The 14026-nt window shown below is 61.6% G+C and carries 16 protein-coding genes; 11 read left to right on the top strand and 5 right to left on the bottom strand.

The window, feature by feature from the left end:
• The first annotated feature begins 93 nt into the window (after positions 1-93).
• Together HDG37_RS28810 and HDG37_RS39610 are read left to right on the top strand one after the other, a co-directional pair.
• Entirely contained in the window at positions 94-672 is a 579-nt protein-coding gene (locus HDG37_RS28810) for an SIR2 family protein (RefSeq protein WP_311541614.1), read from the top strand.
• Entirely contained in the window at positions 560-799 is a 240-nt protein-coding gene (locus HDG37_RS39610) for an NAD(P)-binding protein (protein ID WP_311541615.1), read from the top strand. The genes HDG37_RS28810 and HDG37_RS39610 overlap by 113 nt, the downstream gene beginning before the upstream one ends.
• A gap of 47 nt (positions 800-846) precedes the next feature.
• On the opposite strand, the gene HDG37_RS28815 is transcribed toward HDG37_RS39610, so the two are convergent.
• Positions 847-1083 (bottom strand): zinc ribbon domain-containing protein, encoded by a 237-nt coding sequence (locus HDG37_RS28815; protein WP_090811320.1) that lies wholly within the window; start codon positions 1081-1083, stop codon positions 847-849.
• Between the two features lie 82 nt (positions 1084-1165).
• Positions 1166-1840: an OmpW family protein gene (locus tag HDG37_RS28820; protein WP_184053478.1), complete on the bottom strand. Its 675-nt coding sequence runs from the start codon at positions 1838-1840 to the stop codon at positions 1166-1168.
• A gap of 507 nt (positions 1841-2347) precedes the next feature.
• Here HDG37_RS28820 and HDG37_RS40460 point away from each other — a divergent pair.
• The 6 genes from HDG37_RS40460 to HDG37_RS28850 all read left to right on the top strand — a co-directional run bounded on the left by HDG37_RS40460 (position 2348) and on the right by HDG37_RS28850 (position 7781).
• Positions 2348-2575: a radical SAM protein gene (locus HDG37_RS40460; RefSeq protein WP_409260252.1), complete on the top strand. Its 228-nt coding sequence runs from the start codon at positions 2348-2350 to the stop codon at positions 2573-2575.
• Between the two features lie 167 nt (positions 2576-2742).
• Positions 2743-3639: a ubiquinol oxidase subunit II gene (gene cyoA, locus HDG37_RS28830; protein WP_260335100.1), complete on the top strand. Its 897-nt coding sequence runs from the start codon at positions 2743-2745 to the stop codon at positions 3637-3639.
• Positions 3640-3642: 3 nt separating this feature from the next.
• Complete coding sequence (gene cyoB / locus HDG37_RS28835; RefSeq protein WP_184053481.1) at positions 3643-5649, top strand: cytochrome o ubiquinol oxidase subunit I; 2007 nt, start codon at positions 3643-3645, stop codon at positions 5647-5649.
• A 3-nt stretch (positions 5650-5652) separates the two neighbouring features.
• Complete coding sequence (cyoC, locus tag HDG37_RS28840) at positions 5653-6261, top strand: cytochrome o ubiquinol oxidase subunit III (protein ID WP_184053484.1); 609 nt, start codon at positions 5653-5655, stop codon at positions 6259-6261.
• Positions 6262-6594, top strand: coding sequence for a cytochrome o ubiquinol oxidase subunit IV (gene cyoD, locus HDG37_RS28845; RefSeq protein ID WP_184053487.1), 333 nt, complete (start codon positions 6262-6264; stop codon positions 6592-6594).
• A 104-nt stretch (positions 6595-6698) separates the two neighbouring features.
• A complete protein-coding gene (locus HDG37_RS28850) occupies positions 6699-7781 on the top strand; it encodes a fatty acid desaturase (protein ID WP_260335101.1) in 1083 nt (360 codons plus the stop codon).
• A gap of 9 nt (positions 7782-7790) precedes the next feature.
• Here the strand turns inward: HDG37_RS28850 and HDG37_RS28855 are convergent, their stop codons facing one another.
• From HDG37_RS28855 to HDG37_RS28865, 3 genes are all read right to left on the bottom strand, one after another.
• A complete protein-coding gene (locus HDG37_RS28855; RefSeq protein ID WP_260335108.1) occupies positions 7791-8303 on the bottom strand; it encodes an ankyrin repeat domain-containing protein in 513 nt (170 codons plus the stop codon).
• 76 nt (positions 8304-8379) lie between these two features.
• Complete coding sequence (locus tag HDG37_RS28860; protein ID WP_184053494.1) at positions 8380-8988, bottom strand: hypothetical protein; 609 nt, start codon at positions 8986-8988, stop codon at positions 8380-8382.
• Positions 8989-9024: 36 nt separating this feature from the next.
• The gene (locus HDG37_RS28865; RefSeq protein WP_026226291.1) at positions 9025-9444 is read right to left on the bottom strand and encodes a group II truncated hemoglobin; all 420 of its coding nucleotides are present in this window, start codon (positions 9442-9444) and stop codon (positions 9025-9027) included.
• Positions 9445-9823: 379 nt separating this feature from the next.
• Here HDG37_RS28865 and nifH point away from each other — a divergent pair, with 379 nt between their 5' ends.
• From nifH to nifK, 3 genes are all read left to right on the top strand, one after another.
• Positions 9824-10705, top strand: coding sequence for a nitrogenase iron protein (gene nifH, locus HDG37_RS28870; RefSeq protein WP_184053497.1), 882 nt, complete (start codon positions 9824-9826; stop codon positions 10703-10705).
• A gap of 105 nt (positions 10706-10810) precedes the next feature.
• Positions 10811-12274 carry a nitrogenase molybdenum-iron protein alpha chain gene (gene nifD, locus HDG37_RS28875; protein WP_184053500.1) on the top strand — a complete coding sequence of 488 codons (1464 nt, stop codon included), beginning with the start codon at positions 10811-10813 and terminating at the stop codon, positions 12272-12274.
• A 74-nt stretch (positions 12275-12348) separates the two neighbouring features.
• A complete protein-coding gene (nifK, locus tag HDG37_RS28880) occupies positions 12349-13908 on the top strand; it encodes a nitrogenase molybdenum-iron protein subunit beta (RefSeq protein WP_184053503.1) in 1560 nt (519 codons plus the stop codon).
• Positions 13909-14026: the final 118 nt, after the last annotated feature.

A 14026-nucleotide genomic window follows, 5' to 3' on the forward strand; every position in this document is an offset into this window, starting at 1 on the left:
CACCTGGGACCGGCGCTGCTCGCGCTGTGCCCCGACACGGCCGTCCCTGCCACGCCGCTCGCGCTCGCCGAAATCATCACGGCCAAGGTCAGCGTGCTGCACAAGATCCGCACCCGGCTGACCCAGGCGGCGCAGTTCATCGAAAACTTCAAGCATCGCAAGTCGCTGGTGAGCGTCATGAATGAGGCCTTCGCCATGACGCCGACGCCGTCGGCACTGCATTGCGCGCTGGCGCAGGCGCGGCCGCAGGGCGGCTGGGCGCAGTTGCAGGGGCTGTCGCAGGCCGAGCATTTCGGCCATTGGTTCGCGGCCTATAGCGCAGACGGCGCGTTGCTGGATGACGTGCCGGCCTCGGGCGCGCTGCTCTACAAGCCGATTGGCGGCCATGCGCCGGCCTCTAACTACTTGGTCTCTGACAGCGACTTCGTCGAAGTCATGACTGAGATCGATATCCAGACGCCCATTCCGCCTGCCGTGCAGGCGTGGCGCAGCGGTCGCAGTTTTTTGTTTCTGGGCTTTGAGCGACGAGATGACCGCGGTCGAATCGCTGGTGGTCGAAGTGGCCATCGTCGGCGCGGGTCTACGCGGCCTCGCGCTGGCGCGCGTACTGCATGCGCAGGACGTTTCCGTCGTGGTCATCGAAGGGCGCGAGCGCGAGGGCGGCCGTGCTGACGCAATGTTGCGAAGCCACGCGTCGATATACGGTCAGATGCCCTTCGCGTGTTCCAGCAGGCTGTCGGCGGTGGCCCGATCCAGCGTGCCGGCCATGAAGACGGTGAGACTGAGTGCCATCTCGTAGGCGCCCTCGAGGTTCATCTACATCGACAGCGCGATTCCCCGTTGGGCTCAGCGCAGCAGCTTGCGGCGCTCGGCCGGCGAATAGTTGCTGAGGTGCCCTTCGCGCGCCGCCTGACGCCGCGCGCGGGAGATGATCGCGCGGCTCTTGCCGGGCGAGGCCGGCGCGCTGACCTGCTTGTCCAGCGCGGTGCCGCCGCATTGCGGGCAGACGGGCGTGTGGCCGGCGCGCACCAGCGTTTCGAATGCGTGGCCGCAGGCCGCGCAGCGGTAGTCGTACAGAGGCATAGTGACCAGATCTCCGTTTCAGGTGGATGGGGCGCAGCGGATCGCCCGTTGGTGCGAGCTGTGGTCTGTCATTGCGCGCTCGCTAGAACTTCATCCCGACGCCTATTCCCAGTACCAGTGGGTCGATGTCCAGTCGGCCCAACGAACTATCGCCGACCGAGGCGTCCGTGTGCATCCAGATCTTCTTGATATCCGCGTTGAGAAAGACGGTCTTCGTGATCTGCACGTCGACGCCAGCCTGCACCGCCGGACCGAAGCTGCTGCGTGACACCTGGATGCCTTCGGAGCCCGCGCTCAGGCCGTCGTTGTAGAAGTACGTGTAGTTGACCCCCGCGCCGACATACGGTCGGATCATGCCAGCATGGTTGAAGTGATATTGCAGCAGCAGCGTCGGTGGCAGCACGTTCACGCCACCGAGATCGCCGAGGCTGGACGTCACGTGGTGCCGCGAGGTGGCGAGAATCAGCTCGATGCCGATCGCGTCGCGGATCATATAGGTCAGGTCCAACTCCGGCACGAGTGCGTTATTGACACCCACGCCGAGCGACGACAACGTGCCGCTGGTGTGCACTTCGGGCTCGATCGAGATGGCACGCAGACGCACGAGCACGTCACCGGCGTGGATCCCATCCGCCGTCACCTCGCCTGCCATCGTGCTTCCGTTCGCGCTGACGTCATCCGCGTATGCCAGCACTTCGAACAAACCGGTAGCGCACAGGCTTGCCACGATCATGACGGCCTTGATCATGTGCTTCATCGCTTTCCCCTTGTTGATGTATGCGGGGAATTGTCGCCGCGCAAATCAGGGCTGCCCTTGCGCAGGGTCAACCGGTCCCGATCCCGAAGTCAGGATGCGACACCGGGTCACGCGGAGGAATGTCGAGATAGCGGGAGCCTTGAGGCCGGACTATTGGCCTTCAACCGCATTGACTCGTACCCAAGATGTTTCTCGCACCCGGAGACACCGATTTCGCAGCCATTGCCGGACTGGCTGCAGCCGCCGAACGGCACGCAGATCATTCTGCTACTTCTGCGCATGCAACAAGGTCATTACGCACGACCATGGCTGCAGCGCCAGATATCTGAGCTACCTCGTTCGTGAGATGGATCTGGCCGCGTCACATCTCGGACCTGACCGGCGAACCGTGCAGCTGCATCTGGGAGGTGGAACGCCGACCTTCTTCCCTGTTGCCGAACTCGAAGAGCTTTCCAGCAACTGCAGAACCGCTTCGCGTTCTCGATCGACGCAGAACTTGCCATCGAAATTGATCCGCGAACCGTCAGCACCAAAACGCTTTCACCACTCGCGCGCCTCGGCTTCAACCGAGCGAGCTTCGACGTACAGGACTTTGCTACCGACGTTCAGCAAGCTGTCAATCGCATCCAGCCACTCGATGTGGTGGAACGCGCACTCAGCGGCGCACGCGATGCGGGATTTCTCTCAATCAACGTCGACCTGATCTACGGTTTGCCGCAGCAGACTGTCGCCTGATTTAGCCCGCGCACTGCGTCAGTGCACCGCACCCCGCCGCTTTGTTCGTCCTTGATCGACATCAATCACAAAGCTGGCCGGTTGTCGGACCATGACGCTGCGAGTGTGATGCCGCATGCGTCAAGCCAGCTTCAGGTCGAAAGTGCCACAACCCGGACTTAACCACTATGACAGACAGAAAAGCCTTAAGGAAACGGTCGATAGCCATCGTCACGACATTGAGCGCCTGTCTATCGGGATGTGATCTGACTGTGCTTGATCCAAAAGGGAGCGTCGGCGCGGCCGAGAAGTCGCTGATCGCCACCGCCACGTGGGCGATGCTGATCGTCGCGATCCCGGTGATCCTGCTGACGCTGTTCTTCGCGTGGCGCTACCGTGCGTCGAACCGTCACGCGGTCTATGCACCCAAATGGGCGCACTCGACGGCGATCGAGATCGTCGTCTGGACGATCCCCGCCCTGATCATCCTGTACCTCGGTATCCTGACCTGGCGCACCACACATGAGCTCGACCCGTACCGGCCGCTGCAGTCGAGCGTGAAGCCGATCGACGTCGAGGTGGTCGCGCTCGACTGGAAGTGGCTCTTCATCTACCCGGACCTCGGCATTGCGTCGGTGAACCAGCTCGCCGTGCCAGTCGATACGCCGGTAAATTTCCGGATCACGTCCGATTCGGTGATGAACTCATTCTTCATCCCGCAACTCGGTACCCAGGTGTATGCAATGGTCGGCATGCAGACCCGTCTGCACCTGATCGCGGATGCACCGGGAAATTTCGAAGGCATGTCCGCCAACTTCAGCGGCAAGGGATTCGCCGACATGAAGTTCCGTACGCTCGCGACGAGCGCCACCGACTTCGACGCATGGGTGCGGAAGGTCAAGGCTTCGCCGGACCGCCTGAGCATGGACGAATACGCCGAAGTCGCGAAGCCGAGCGAGAAGCAGTCGGTACGCTACTTCTCATCGATCGACCAGTACCTGTTCCGCAACATCGTTGCCCGATACAACAACGGCAACGTCACGGCCTTCCGCGACGCCGCCTGTCGCACGCAGACCACGGAGTAAGCCATGTTTGGAAAACTCACGCCCGGCGCGATTCCGTTCGATCAGCCGGTCATCATGGGCGCGGCCGCGTTCATGGCGCTCATCGTGCTGGCGGTCATCGTCACGCTCACGAAGCTCGGCCGCTGGAAGTGGCTCTGGACCGAGTGGCTGACAAGCGTCGATCACAAGAAGATCGGCATCATGTACATCATCGTCGCGGTGCTGATGCTCGTGCGCGGTTTTGTCGACGCCGTAATGATGCGGCTTCAGCTCGCGATCGCGTTTCACGGCCCCGGTTACCTGCCGCCGCACCACTACGACCAGATATTCACCGCGCACGGTGTCATCATGATCTTCTTCATGGCGATGGCGCTGATGGTCGGCCTCTTCAATCTTGTCGTGCCGCTGCAGATCGGCGCGCGCGACGTCGCCTTCCCGTTCCTGAATTCGCTGAGCTTCTGGATGACGGCGATCAGCGCGATCCTGATCAATCTGTCGCTCGTGATCGGCGAGTTCGCGCAGGTCGGCTGGCTCGCGTATCCACCGCTGTCGGAGCTGCAGTTCAGTCCGGGCGTCGGGGTCGACTACTACATCTGGAGTCTGCAGCTCTCCGGCGTCGGTACGCTGATTACCGCGATCAACTTCTTCGTGACGATCGTCAAGCTGCGCGCGCCCGGCATGACGCTGATGAAGATGCCGGTGTTCACGTGGACCGCGCTGTGCTCGAACGTGCTGATCATGGCAACGTTCCCGATCCTAACCGTGACGCTCGCACTGCTCGGCCTCGACCGCTACGCAGGCATGCACTTTTTCACAAACGAGCTCGGCGGCAACGCGATGCTGTACCTGAACCTGATCTGGGCGTGGGGCCACCCGGAGGTGTACATCCTCGTGCTGCCCGCGTTCGGCATCTACTCGGAAGTGATCGCGACCTTCGCGAAGAAACCGCTGTTTGGCTACAGAACGATGGTCTACGCGTCGTGCGCGATCACGGTGCTCGCATTCCTCGTGTGGGCGCACCACTTCTTCACGATGGGTTCCGGCGCGGACGTCAACGCGTTCTTCGGCATTATGACGATGGTCATCGCGATCCCCACGGGCGTGAAAATCTTCAACTGGCTGTTCACGATGTACCGCGGTCGCATCGAGTTCACCGCACCCGTGCTGTGGACGATCGGCTTCATGGTCACGTTCACGATCGGCGGCATGACGGGCGTGATGATGGCGATCCCGGGCGTGGACTTCGTGTTGCACAACAGCCTGTTCCTGATCGCGCACTTTCACAACGCGATCATAGGCGGCGTCGTGTTCGGCTATCTCGCAGGCTTCCATTACTGGTTCCCGAAGGCGTTCGGCTTCAAGCTTAACGAGAAGCTCGGCAAGCGGGCGTTCTGGTGCTGGTTCGTCGGCTTCTACGTATCGTTCGTGCCGCTCTACGTGCTCGGCTTCATGGGCATGACCCGGCGCCTGAATCACTACGACAACCCGACCTGGCATCCCTGGCTGTTCGTCGCCGCATGCGGCGTGGTGCTGATCGCACTCGGTGTCGTGCACCAGATCGCCCAGGTCGTCGTGAGCGTGATCCATCGCAACGAGCCGGAATACGGCGACCTGACGGGCGACCCGTGGAACGGCCGCACGCTCGAATGGGCCACCTCGTCACCGCCCGCTGTCTACAACTTCGCGCGCATACCGGTCGTCCACCAGCTCGACGCGTTCGCGCACATGAAGGAAAGCGGCGCAGCAAATGCCGCACTGGCGCATTACGAGGACATCCACCTACCGTCGAATACCGCGGACGGGTTCCTGATCGGCGCATTCAGCCTCGTGCTCGGCTTCGCCGGCGTCTGGCACATCACGTGGCTCGCCGTGCTGGCCTTCGTCGCGATCGTCGCCGCGCTGATCGCGCGTAGCTTCCGCGACGACCATGGCTACGTGATTCCGGCCTCGCGCGTGCGCGAAATCGAAGCACGACGCGGCAGCGCACCCACCCCGGCCGCCCTTGAATTACCCGAATCCGCGGAGACCTGATCCATGACGCAATCTGCATTACTCGTCCATCACGGCAGGTCGAGCGCTGACCACGGCCCAACGCCCACCGTGTTCGGCTTCTGGCTGTACCTGATGACCGACTGCATGCTGTTCGCGTCGCTGTTCGCCGTGTTCGCCGTAATGGCGCACCAGTTCGCGGGTGGACCGTCCGGACGGGACCTGTTCGACATCCCCGGTGTCGCACTTGAAACCGGCGCGCTGCTGCTGAGCAGCACCACCTACGGCTTCGCGATGCTCGGCGCGCAGCGCCAGGGGCGTGGTGCCGTGATCGGCTGGCTCCTCGTGACGTTCGTGCTTGGCGCGCTGTTCCTCGCGTTAGAACTGGGCGAGTTCTCGCACCTGGTCGCCAACGGTGCCGGGCCCAGTCGCAGCGCCTTCCTGTCGTCGTTCTTCACGCTGGTTGGCACCCACGGCCTGCACGTAACAGCGGGCCTCGTCTGGATGGCCGTGCTCGTCGTGCATGTCGTCCGCTCGCCTGAACTGTCCGGTCGCGACCTCACGAGTCTGACATGCCTGAGCCTCTTCTGGCACTTCCTCGACATCGTGTGGATCTGCGTGTTTTCGTTTGTCTATCTCGGGAGCATGCTCTAAATGGTCCATTCACACTCGACGTCCACGACCGCCTCGCGTGGTGACGTCGCCAGTTATATCACCGGTTTCGTGCTTGCCGTGGCGCTGACGGCTGGCTCATTCTCGATCGTCACGCAACGGTTGCTGCCGTCCGGCTCCGCGATTATGGCGCTCGCGTTGCTGGCGTTCGTGCAGATCGTCGTGCATCTGGTGACGTTCCTGCATCTCGACCTGTCGCGCGGCCAGCGCTGGAACGGGCTGGCGTTATGCTACACCGCGCTCGCCGCGCTGTTCCTGATCTTCGGCACGATCTGGGTGATGCACAATGTCAGTATGAACATGATGTCGCGCTGACTCGCCACCAGCGCGAAACGGTCTGGTCACATCATCGCGGACACGGCATGTAGCCGTTGGCCGCGTGCGTGGTGTTGTGCTGCACCGCTCTACCGGTCTTCTTCATGAACAGTCCGAATCACCCCGTTCCCGCCAATGAGCCATTGCCCCATCGCAAGGTCATCCGCTCGTGGCTGACACCGTTCGCCGAACGCTGCACCGCCTACGCGCTTCTGCTGCTCGTGTTCGACTACGTTTTGCTATTGTGTGCGCTCGCCGCGAGCGTGTTCGCGCACGGGTTCGTGCTGCAGACCGTATTCGGATGCATGGCGGGCTTCGTCATCGGGCGGCTCTTCGTCATCGGTCACGACGCATGTCATGAGAGCCTGACCCGGCACCGCACGCTCAACCGCTGGCTGGGCCGGATCGCCTTCCTGCCGTCGCTCACGCCGTACAGCCTGTGGCAAGTGGGTCACAACGTGGTGCATCACGGCTACACGAACCTGAAAGGCATCGATTTTGTGTGGGCACCACTGACGATCCAGGAATATCGCGCCTTGAGTGGGCCACGGCGCGCACTGGAACGTATCTATCGCAGCGGCTGGGCGCCTGGTCTCTACTACATGATCGAAATCTGGTGGACGAAGATGTTTTTCCCGTCGCGGGTCGCAATGCCGACGCGGCGCCCCGTGTTCTTCCGTGACTGCACGCTGGTATCGGTGTTCGCGCTGCTGTGGATCGGCGCGCTCGCGTGGATCGCTCGCGCGACGCAGCGGGGGGTGGTCCCGTCAATCGCATGCGGGTTCGGGGTGCCGTTCCTGTTCTGGTGCGCGATGGTGGGTTTCGTCGTGTACGCGCACCACACGCATCCGCAAATCCGCTGGTACGACGATCGCGCGAAATGGGGGCGTTCAGATCCGTTCGTATCCACGACGGTGCACTTGACCTTTCGCTGGCGTTTTGGCGCGCTGTTTCATCACATCATGGAGCACACCGCGCATCACGTCGACATGAGTCTCCCTCTATACGGGCTCGTCGGTGCTCAGCGAACCCTCGAAGCGATGCTTCCGGAACGGATCGTCGTGCAGCGGTTTTCGTGGCGTTGGTACTTCGACACCGCACGAGGCTGCAAACTATACGATTTTTCGACTGATCAGTGGACCGACTTCGCTGGTCGCGCGACGCACGTCCTTCTTAAGACTCGCTAACAAAGCCTGTCATCCGAAAGCAAGCAGCAGTTGCAGCCCGAGGTCGGCTGCCATGTCGAGCGCGCTGCGACCATCCGGTGCGCACAGTTCTGCGTTCGCCCCATGCGCAAGCAGCATCTGCAGGACGTCGAGGCGGCCGCTCGCGGCTGCCTGCATCGGGCATGTGATGTCGTCGTCGTTCACATGGTCGATCGGCGCGCCGGCGTCGATCAGCCGCAGGATGGTCGCGGGGCCGCCGTGCAGGCACGCGAACCAGAGCGCATGGTTGCCGTCGTCATCGAGCGCGTCGGCGCGTGCGCCGAGTGCGAGCAACGCTTCGACGACCGCGTCCTCGCCATGCTGCGCGGCGCGCATCAACGGGGTTTCGCCGTTCACGCAGCGCGAATGCGGATCAGGGAAGCCGTGGTACGCCAGCCACGTGCAAAGTACGGCGGGCACGATCGTTTCGAGTTGTGCATCGGGGTTCCGGACAACGCGCGAGGCCAGGCGTTCGCGGACGACGAAAGCAGTGTCGGTGTGCATGATCATGGTCGCGTTCGGGTGCAAGGGAACATCGGTTAGCGCAGCCGCGCGGGCGGCAGCCGTCGGGACCCGAGCCTCACACGGGCCGGTTCTCGTTGGGGTTGCGCACCGGCCCCATCAATTCAAGTCCTTCGCTGTAGGTGATCGTCTCGAAGGTCACGTCGAACTTGATGGCCGCGTCCGCTACCGCATCCAGCTTGCCGCCTGAGTCCTTTTTCTTCAATTCGTTCTTTTCGAGGTACAGCAGTTCGAGCATCTCGTTGTAGACGGTGGACTCGAGAATCGGCAGCACATAGAACATCGCGCCCTTGTACGGCACCTGATATCGCTTGCTCAGGTCGATGTTGTCGCAAAACAGAAAGTACTTGCCGTCCGCCGAGAGCGTGTCGCTGAGCACCTCGGCCACGTTCTTCAGATGCTCGAAGCTCAACAGATACCCGGCGAAGAACGGCAAGTGCTTATGGCCGATCGTCGCGCATGCCATCACCTGATCGCAGGTCAGCTCCGGCGGCCGCGCTTCGTCGGCGAGCTTCGGGGCAAACCGCAGCGCAAGTTCGCCACGGAAGCCGACCCGGTCGAGCCTGTTCGTCAGCCCCTTGAGAACCGGGTTGAGCAGACGGCCTTCATGTTCGAGACGGGCGAACGCGGTGTCGTCGATCTCCTTGTGCGCGAGCGTTTCGGTCATCACAGATCCTTGGGTTAAACAGCGTTGAAGAGGGATTCACGTCTGCGTATTGCGCATCCGGTCGGCGATTTTGAAAAAGGCCTGCATCAGTTCATCGCGTAGCACCGGATCGACACCCGTCTCGTCGAACGCGGCGCGCATGCAAGCTAGCCACGCATCCCGTTCGGCGGTGCCGATCGCGAATGCGGCATGACGCGTGCGCAGCCGTGGTTGGCCGCGCTGTGCCGAGTACCGCTTGTCGGCGCCGAGCCATTCGCACAGATACAGCACCAGCACGGCCTTCGTCGAAGACAGGTCCGGGTGATGCATCGCGCGAATGCGCTGCGCGTCGGCCCGCGTATCCATGTGCCGATAGAACGCATCGACCAGGCGGATGACGGCGGTCTCGCCGCCTAGACGGTCGAAGTGCGTCTCGCGCGGCACGGGTCGCGAAGCTTGGGTGGCTGGTGTGTCCATGGCGCGATCAATGCAATAACCGAACCAGGCCGCAACCCGGCGATTGTCCGGCTGCACGCTGGCCAATACGACAGAAATCGCACGACAAACGCGCCCGAATGGTTTCATTGGCGACGAAGTTCGCGTGGTTTGTCGCGAAATCGACAAGACAGAAGAGGAGTCCGCAAAAGTCCCGAACCAACCGCCGCAGCGCGGCGGGGCGGACGCGACGCAGTACCGCTGGTGACGTGGCATAGAAGCTGCGTTTGGAGTCCAGCGCGGACACAGGTCCGGCCGATGCGTGACTCGATATAAGAAGACCCATACAGGCACGACAGGCTGACATGGTCGCGGTTACGCAACCCTGGTTTCAACCCTTCTTCCTGAATGGAGAAATGCAATGTCTAAACTTCGGCAAATCGCTTTCTACGGTAAAGGCGGTATCGGCAAGTCGACCACCTCGCAGAACACCCTGGCAGCCCTGACTGAACTCGGGCAGAAGATCCTGATCGTCGGCTGCGATCCCAAGGCGGACTCTACCCGCCTGATCCTGCATGCAAAGGCGCAGGACACCATCCTGTCGCTAGCGGCCGAAGCCGGCTCGGTGGAGGACCTCGAACTCGAGGACGTGATGAAGATCGGTTACCGCAACATCCGTTGCGTGGAGTCCGGCGGTCCGGAACCGGGCGTCGGCTGCGCGGGCCGTGGCGTCATCACGTCGATCAACTTCCTCGAAGAAAACGGCGCCTATGACGGCGTGGACTACGTGTCGTACGACGTGCTCGGCGACGTGGTGTGCGGCGGTTTCGCAATGCCGATTCGTGAGAACAAGGCGCAGGAAATCTACATTGTGATGTCCGGCGAAATGATGGCCATGTATGCGGCCAACAACATTTCAAAGGGCATTCTGAAGTACGCGAACAGCGGCGGTGTGCGGATCGGCGGGCTCGTGTGCAACGAGCGTCAGACCGACAAGGAACTCGAACTCGCCGAAGCGCTGGCGAAGATGCTCGGTTCGAAGCTGATCCACTTCGTGCCGCGCGATAACATCGTGCAGCACGCCGAGCTGCGCCGCATGACGGTGATCGAGTTCGCGCCCGAATCCAAACAGGCGGAAGAGTATCGCCAGCTCGCCACCAAGGTGCACAACAACGCGGGCAACGGCACGATCCCGACGCCGATCTCGATGGATCAACTGGAAGACCTGTTAATGGAGCACGGAATCATGACGTCCATCGACGAATCGCAAGTCGGCAAGCCTGCAGCGGAACTGACCGCCTAAGCGAGCGCCGCTGCGCGCGGCCCGGTGTTCTTCTTCACGCGATGAACCGGGCCATGCCGGCTACCCGCTGCCAGGCTTGATACTCACCCTATGGAGCATTCCCCCATGAGCGTCACTGTTGAAGAGCGCAAGGCCGCGAACAAGGCCCTGATCGATGAAGTGCTGAAGGCCTACCCGGAGAAGATGGCCAAACGGCGCGCCAAGCATTTAGGCACCTTCGAGGACGGCAAGCCCGACTGTGGCGTGAAATCAAACATCAAGTCATTGCCGGGCGTGATGACGATTCGCGGTTGCGCGTACGCCGGCTCGAAGGGCGTCGTCTGGGGGCCCATCAAGGACATGATCCACATCAGTCATGGTCCGGTCGGTTGCGGCCAGTACTCGTGGGCCGCGCGTCGCAACTACTACATCGGCACTACCGGTATCGACACCTTCGTGACGATGCAGTTCACGTCGGACTTCCAGGAAAAGGACATCGTATTCGGCGGCGACAAGAAGCTCGACAAGATCATCGACGAGATTCAGGAACTGTTTCCGCTGAACAAGGGCATCTCGATCCAGAGTGAATGCCCGATCGGCCTGATCGGCGACGACATCGAGGCCGTCTCGAAGAAGAAGAGTGCGCAGTATGAAGGGCACACCATTTTGCCGGTGCGCTGCGAAGGTTTTCGCGGAGTCAGCCAGTCGCTGGGCCACCATCTGGCTAACGATGCGATTCGGGACTGGATATTCGACAAGGCCGATCCGGACAAGCGGCCCGAATTTGTTTCGACGCCTTATGATGTTGCGATCATCGGCGATTACAACATCGGCGGCGATGCCTGGTCGAGCCGGATTCTGCTCGAAGAGATCGGCCTGCGCGTGATCGCGCAATGGTCGGGCGACGGCTCGATCGCCGAGCTCGAGAACACGCCCAAGGCCAAGCTCAATTTGCTGCATTGCTACCGCTCGATGAACTATATCAGCCGGCACATGGAAGAGAAGTACTGCATTCCGTGGGCGGAATACAACTTCTTCGGCCCGTCGATGATCGAGAAGAGCCTGCGCGAGATCGCCAGCCACTTCGACGACACCATCAAAGCCAACGCGGAGAGGGTAATCGCCCAGTATCGTCCCCTGGTCGATGCGGTAAACGCGAAGTTCAGAGCGCGCCTGCAGGATAAGACCGTGATGCTGTTCGTTGGCGGCCTGCGTCCGCGCCACGTGATCGGCGCCTACGAAGACCTCGGCATGAACGTGGTCGGCACCGGCTACGAATTCGGCCACAACGACGACTATCAGCGCACCACGCACTACGTGAAGGACGGCACACTGATTTACGACGACGTGACCGGCTACGAGTTCGAGAGGTTCGTCGAACAGGTCCAGCCCGATCTGGTCGGCTCCGGCATCAAGGAAAAGTACGTGTTCCAGAAGATGGGCGTGCCGTTTCGCCAGATGCACAGCTGGGACTATTCCGGTCCATATCACGGCTACGACGGCTACGCCATTTTCGCGCGCGACATGGACATGGCCATTTCCAGCCCGGTGTGGGGGCTCGCCAAGGCGCCCTGGAAGAAAAACCCCTAAGCGGTGGCCACCGCACCGATCACCGGACTGATCACCGGCCGGCAGGCCATTGAATTGAATATCAGGAGCATCCCGTGCCCCAATCCGCAGACCAGATTCTCGACCAGGAACTCCTGTTCCGTGAGCCCGAGTACCAGAAAATTTTCCGCGCGAAAAAGGAAAATTTCGAGTTCAACCATTCAGACGAGCAGGTCAAGCAGATCGTCGAGTGGACCAAGAGCGAAGACTACCGGCAAAAGAACTTTGCACGCGACTCGCTCACCATCAACCCGGCCAAGGCCTGCCAGCCGCTCGGCGCAGTGTACGTGGCCAACGGCTTTCACAAGACGCTCAGTTTTGTGCATGGCTCGCAGGGCTGTGTAGCGTTTTACCGCTCGCACTTCTCGCGTCACTTCAAGGAGCCGACCTCGTGCGTCAGCTCGTCGATGACCGAGGACGCGGCGGTGTTCGGCGGCATGAACAACATGATCGACGGCCTCGCAAATGCGTACAACCTGTACAAGCCCGACATGATCGCGGTCTCCACGACCTGCATGGCGGAAGTGATCGGCGATGACCTCGACGCGCTCATCAAGAACAGCAAGCAGAAGGGCAGCGTGCCGGAAGACTACGACGTGCCGTTCGCGCACACGCCGGCCTTCGTCGGCAGCCACGTGACCGGCTACGACAACGCGCTCCTCGGCATCCTCAAGCACTTCTGGGACGGCAAGGCCGGCACAGCGACGCCGCTTGAGCGCGTACCCGACGACAGCGTCAACTTCATCGGCGGTTTCGACGGCCACGTGGTCGGCAACATGAAGGAAATTCGCCGCATCTTCGATCTGTTCGGCGTGACAATGAACATTATCTGCGACCCATCCGAAACGTGGAATACGCCGACCGACGGCGAGTTCCGGATGTACGAAGGCGGCACGACCAAGGAGGAAGTCGAGCGCGCGTTGAACGCGAAGGCGACCTTCGTGTTCCAGGAATACTGCTGCGAGAAGACCAGCAAGTTCATTGGCGAGCATGGCCAGGAAGTGGTGGTGCTGAACTCGCCGGTTGGCGTCGCGGGCACCGATCAGTTCCTGATGGAAATCTCGCGCGTGACCGGCAAGCCGATTCCGGCGCAACTGGAGAAGGAGCGAGGCCAGCTCGTCGATGCGATGGCCGACAGTCAGGCTCACCTGCACGGCAAGCGCTTTGCACTCTACGGCGACCCGGACCAGATGCTGGGCTACACGCAGTTCCTGCTGGAACTCGGCGCCGAGCCGGCTCACGTGTTGGCGACCAACGGCAACGAAACCTGGGCTGCGAAGGTGCAGGCGCTGTTCGACGCGTCGCCCTACGGCGCCGGCTGCAAGGTGTATCCGAAACGCGATCTGTGGCACATGCGCTCACTGCTGTTTACCGAGCCGGTGGATTTTCTGATCGGCAACACCTACGGCAAATATCTCGAGCGCGATACCAAAACGCCGCTGATACGCATGGTATTCCCGATCTTCGATCGCCACCATTACCATCGCTTCCCGACCTGGGGCTATGAAGGTGCGTTGCGGGTGCTGGTCACGCTGCTGGACGAGTTCTTCGAAGCGCTCGATGCCAACACGATCGACGTGGCGAAGACCGACTACAGCTACGACATCATTCGCTGACGAGGAGAGCGCGGCCATGGCAGACACAGCAGATGTATCGGGCGCGGCAGATGCAGTTCTGGTCAAGATGACGCAGGACGGCCGTAACGTCGAGGTCATCAACGGCTAGGTTTGCCTG

The sequence above is a fragment of the Paraburkholderia sp. MM5384-R2 genome (assembly GCF_014201025.1).
GTDB classification, from domain to species: domain Bacteria; phylum Pseudomonadota; class Gammaproteobacteria; order Burkholderiales; family Burkholderiaceae; genus Paraburkholderia; species Paraburkholderia tuberum.

Excerpts from the sequence above, each read along its gene's own strand:
- nifD (WP_184053500.1), top strand. The coding sequence starts at position 10,811 with ATGAGCGTCACTGTTGAAGAGCGCAAGGCCGCGAACAAGGCCCTGATC.
- nifH (WP_184053497.1), top strand. The coding sequence starts at position 9,824 with ATGTCTAAACTTCGGCAAATCGCTTTCTACGGTAAAGGCGGTATCGGC.
- HDG37_RS28860 (WP_184053494.1), bottom strand. The coding sequence starts at position 8,988 with ATGACCGAAACGCTCGCGCACAAGGAGATCGACGACACCGCGTTCGCC.
- cyoC (WP_184053484.1), top strand. The coding sequence starts at position 5,653 with ATGACGCAATCTGCATTACTCGTCCATCACGGCAGGTCGAGCGCTGAC.
- HDG37_RS28820 (WP_184053478.1), bottom strand. The coding sequence starts at position 1,840 with ATGAAGCACATGATCAAGGCCGTCATGATCGTGGCAAGCCTGTGCGCT.
- HDG37_RS28850 (WP_260335101.1), top strand. The coding sequence starts at position 6,699 with ATGAACAGTCCGAATCACCCCGTTCCCGCCAATGAGCCATTGCCCCAT.
- cyoD (WP_184053487.1), top strand. The coding sequence starts at position 6,262 with ATGGTCCATTCACACTCGACGTCCACGACCGCCTCGCGTGGTGACGTC.
- HDG37_RS28865 (WP_026226291.1), bottom strand. The coding sequence starts at position 9,444 with ATGGACACACCAGCCACCCAAGCTTCGCGACCCGTGCCGCGCGAGACG.
- HDG37_RS28815 (WP_090811320.1), bottom strand. The coding sequence starts at position 1,083 with ATGCCTCTGTACGACTACCGCTGCGCGGCCTGCGGCCACGCATTCGAA.
- HDG37_RS28855 (WP_260335108.1), bottom strand. The coding sequence starts at position 8,303 with ATGCACACCGACACTGCTTTCGTCGTCCGCGAACGCCTGGCCTCGCGC.
- cyoA (WP_260335100.1), top strand. The coding sequence starts at position 2,743 with ATGACAGACAGAAAAGCCTTAAGGAAACGGTCGATAGCCATCGTCACG.
- cyoB (WP_184053481.1), top strand. The coding sequence starts at position 3,643 with ATGTTTGGAAAACTCACGCCCGGCGCGATTCCGTTCGATCAGCCGGTC.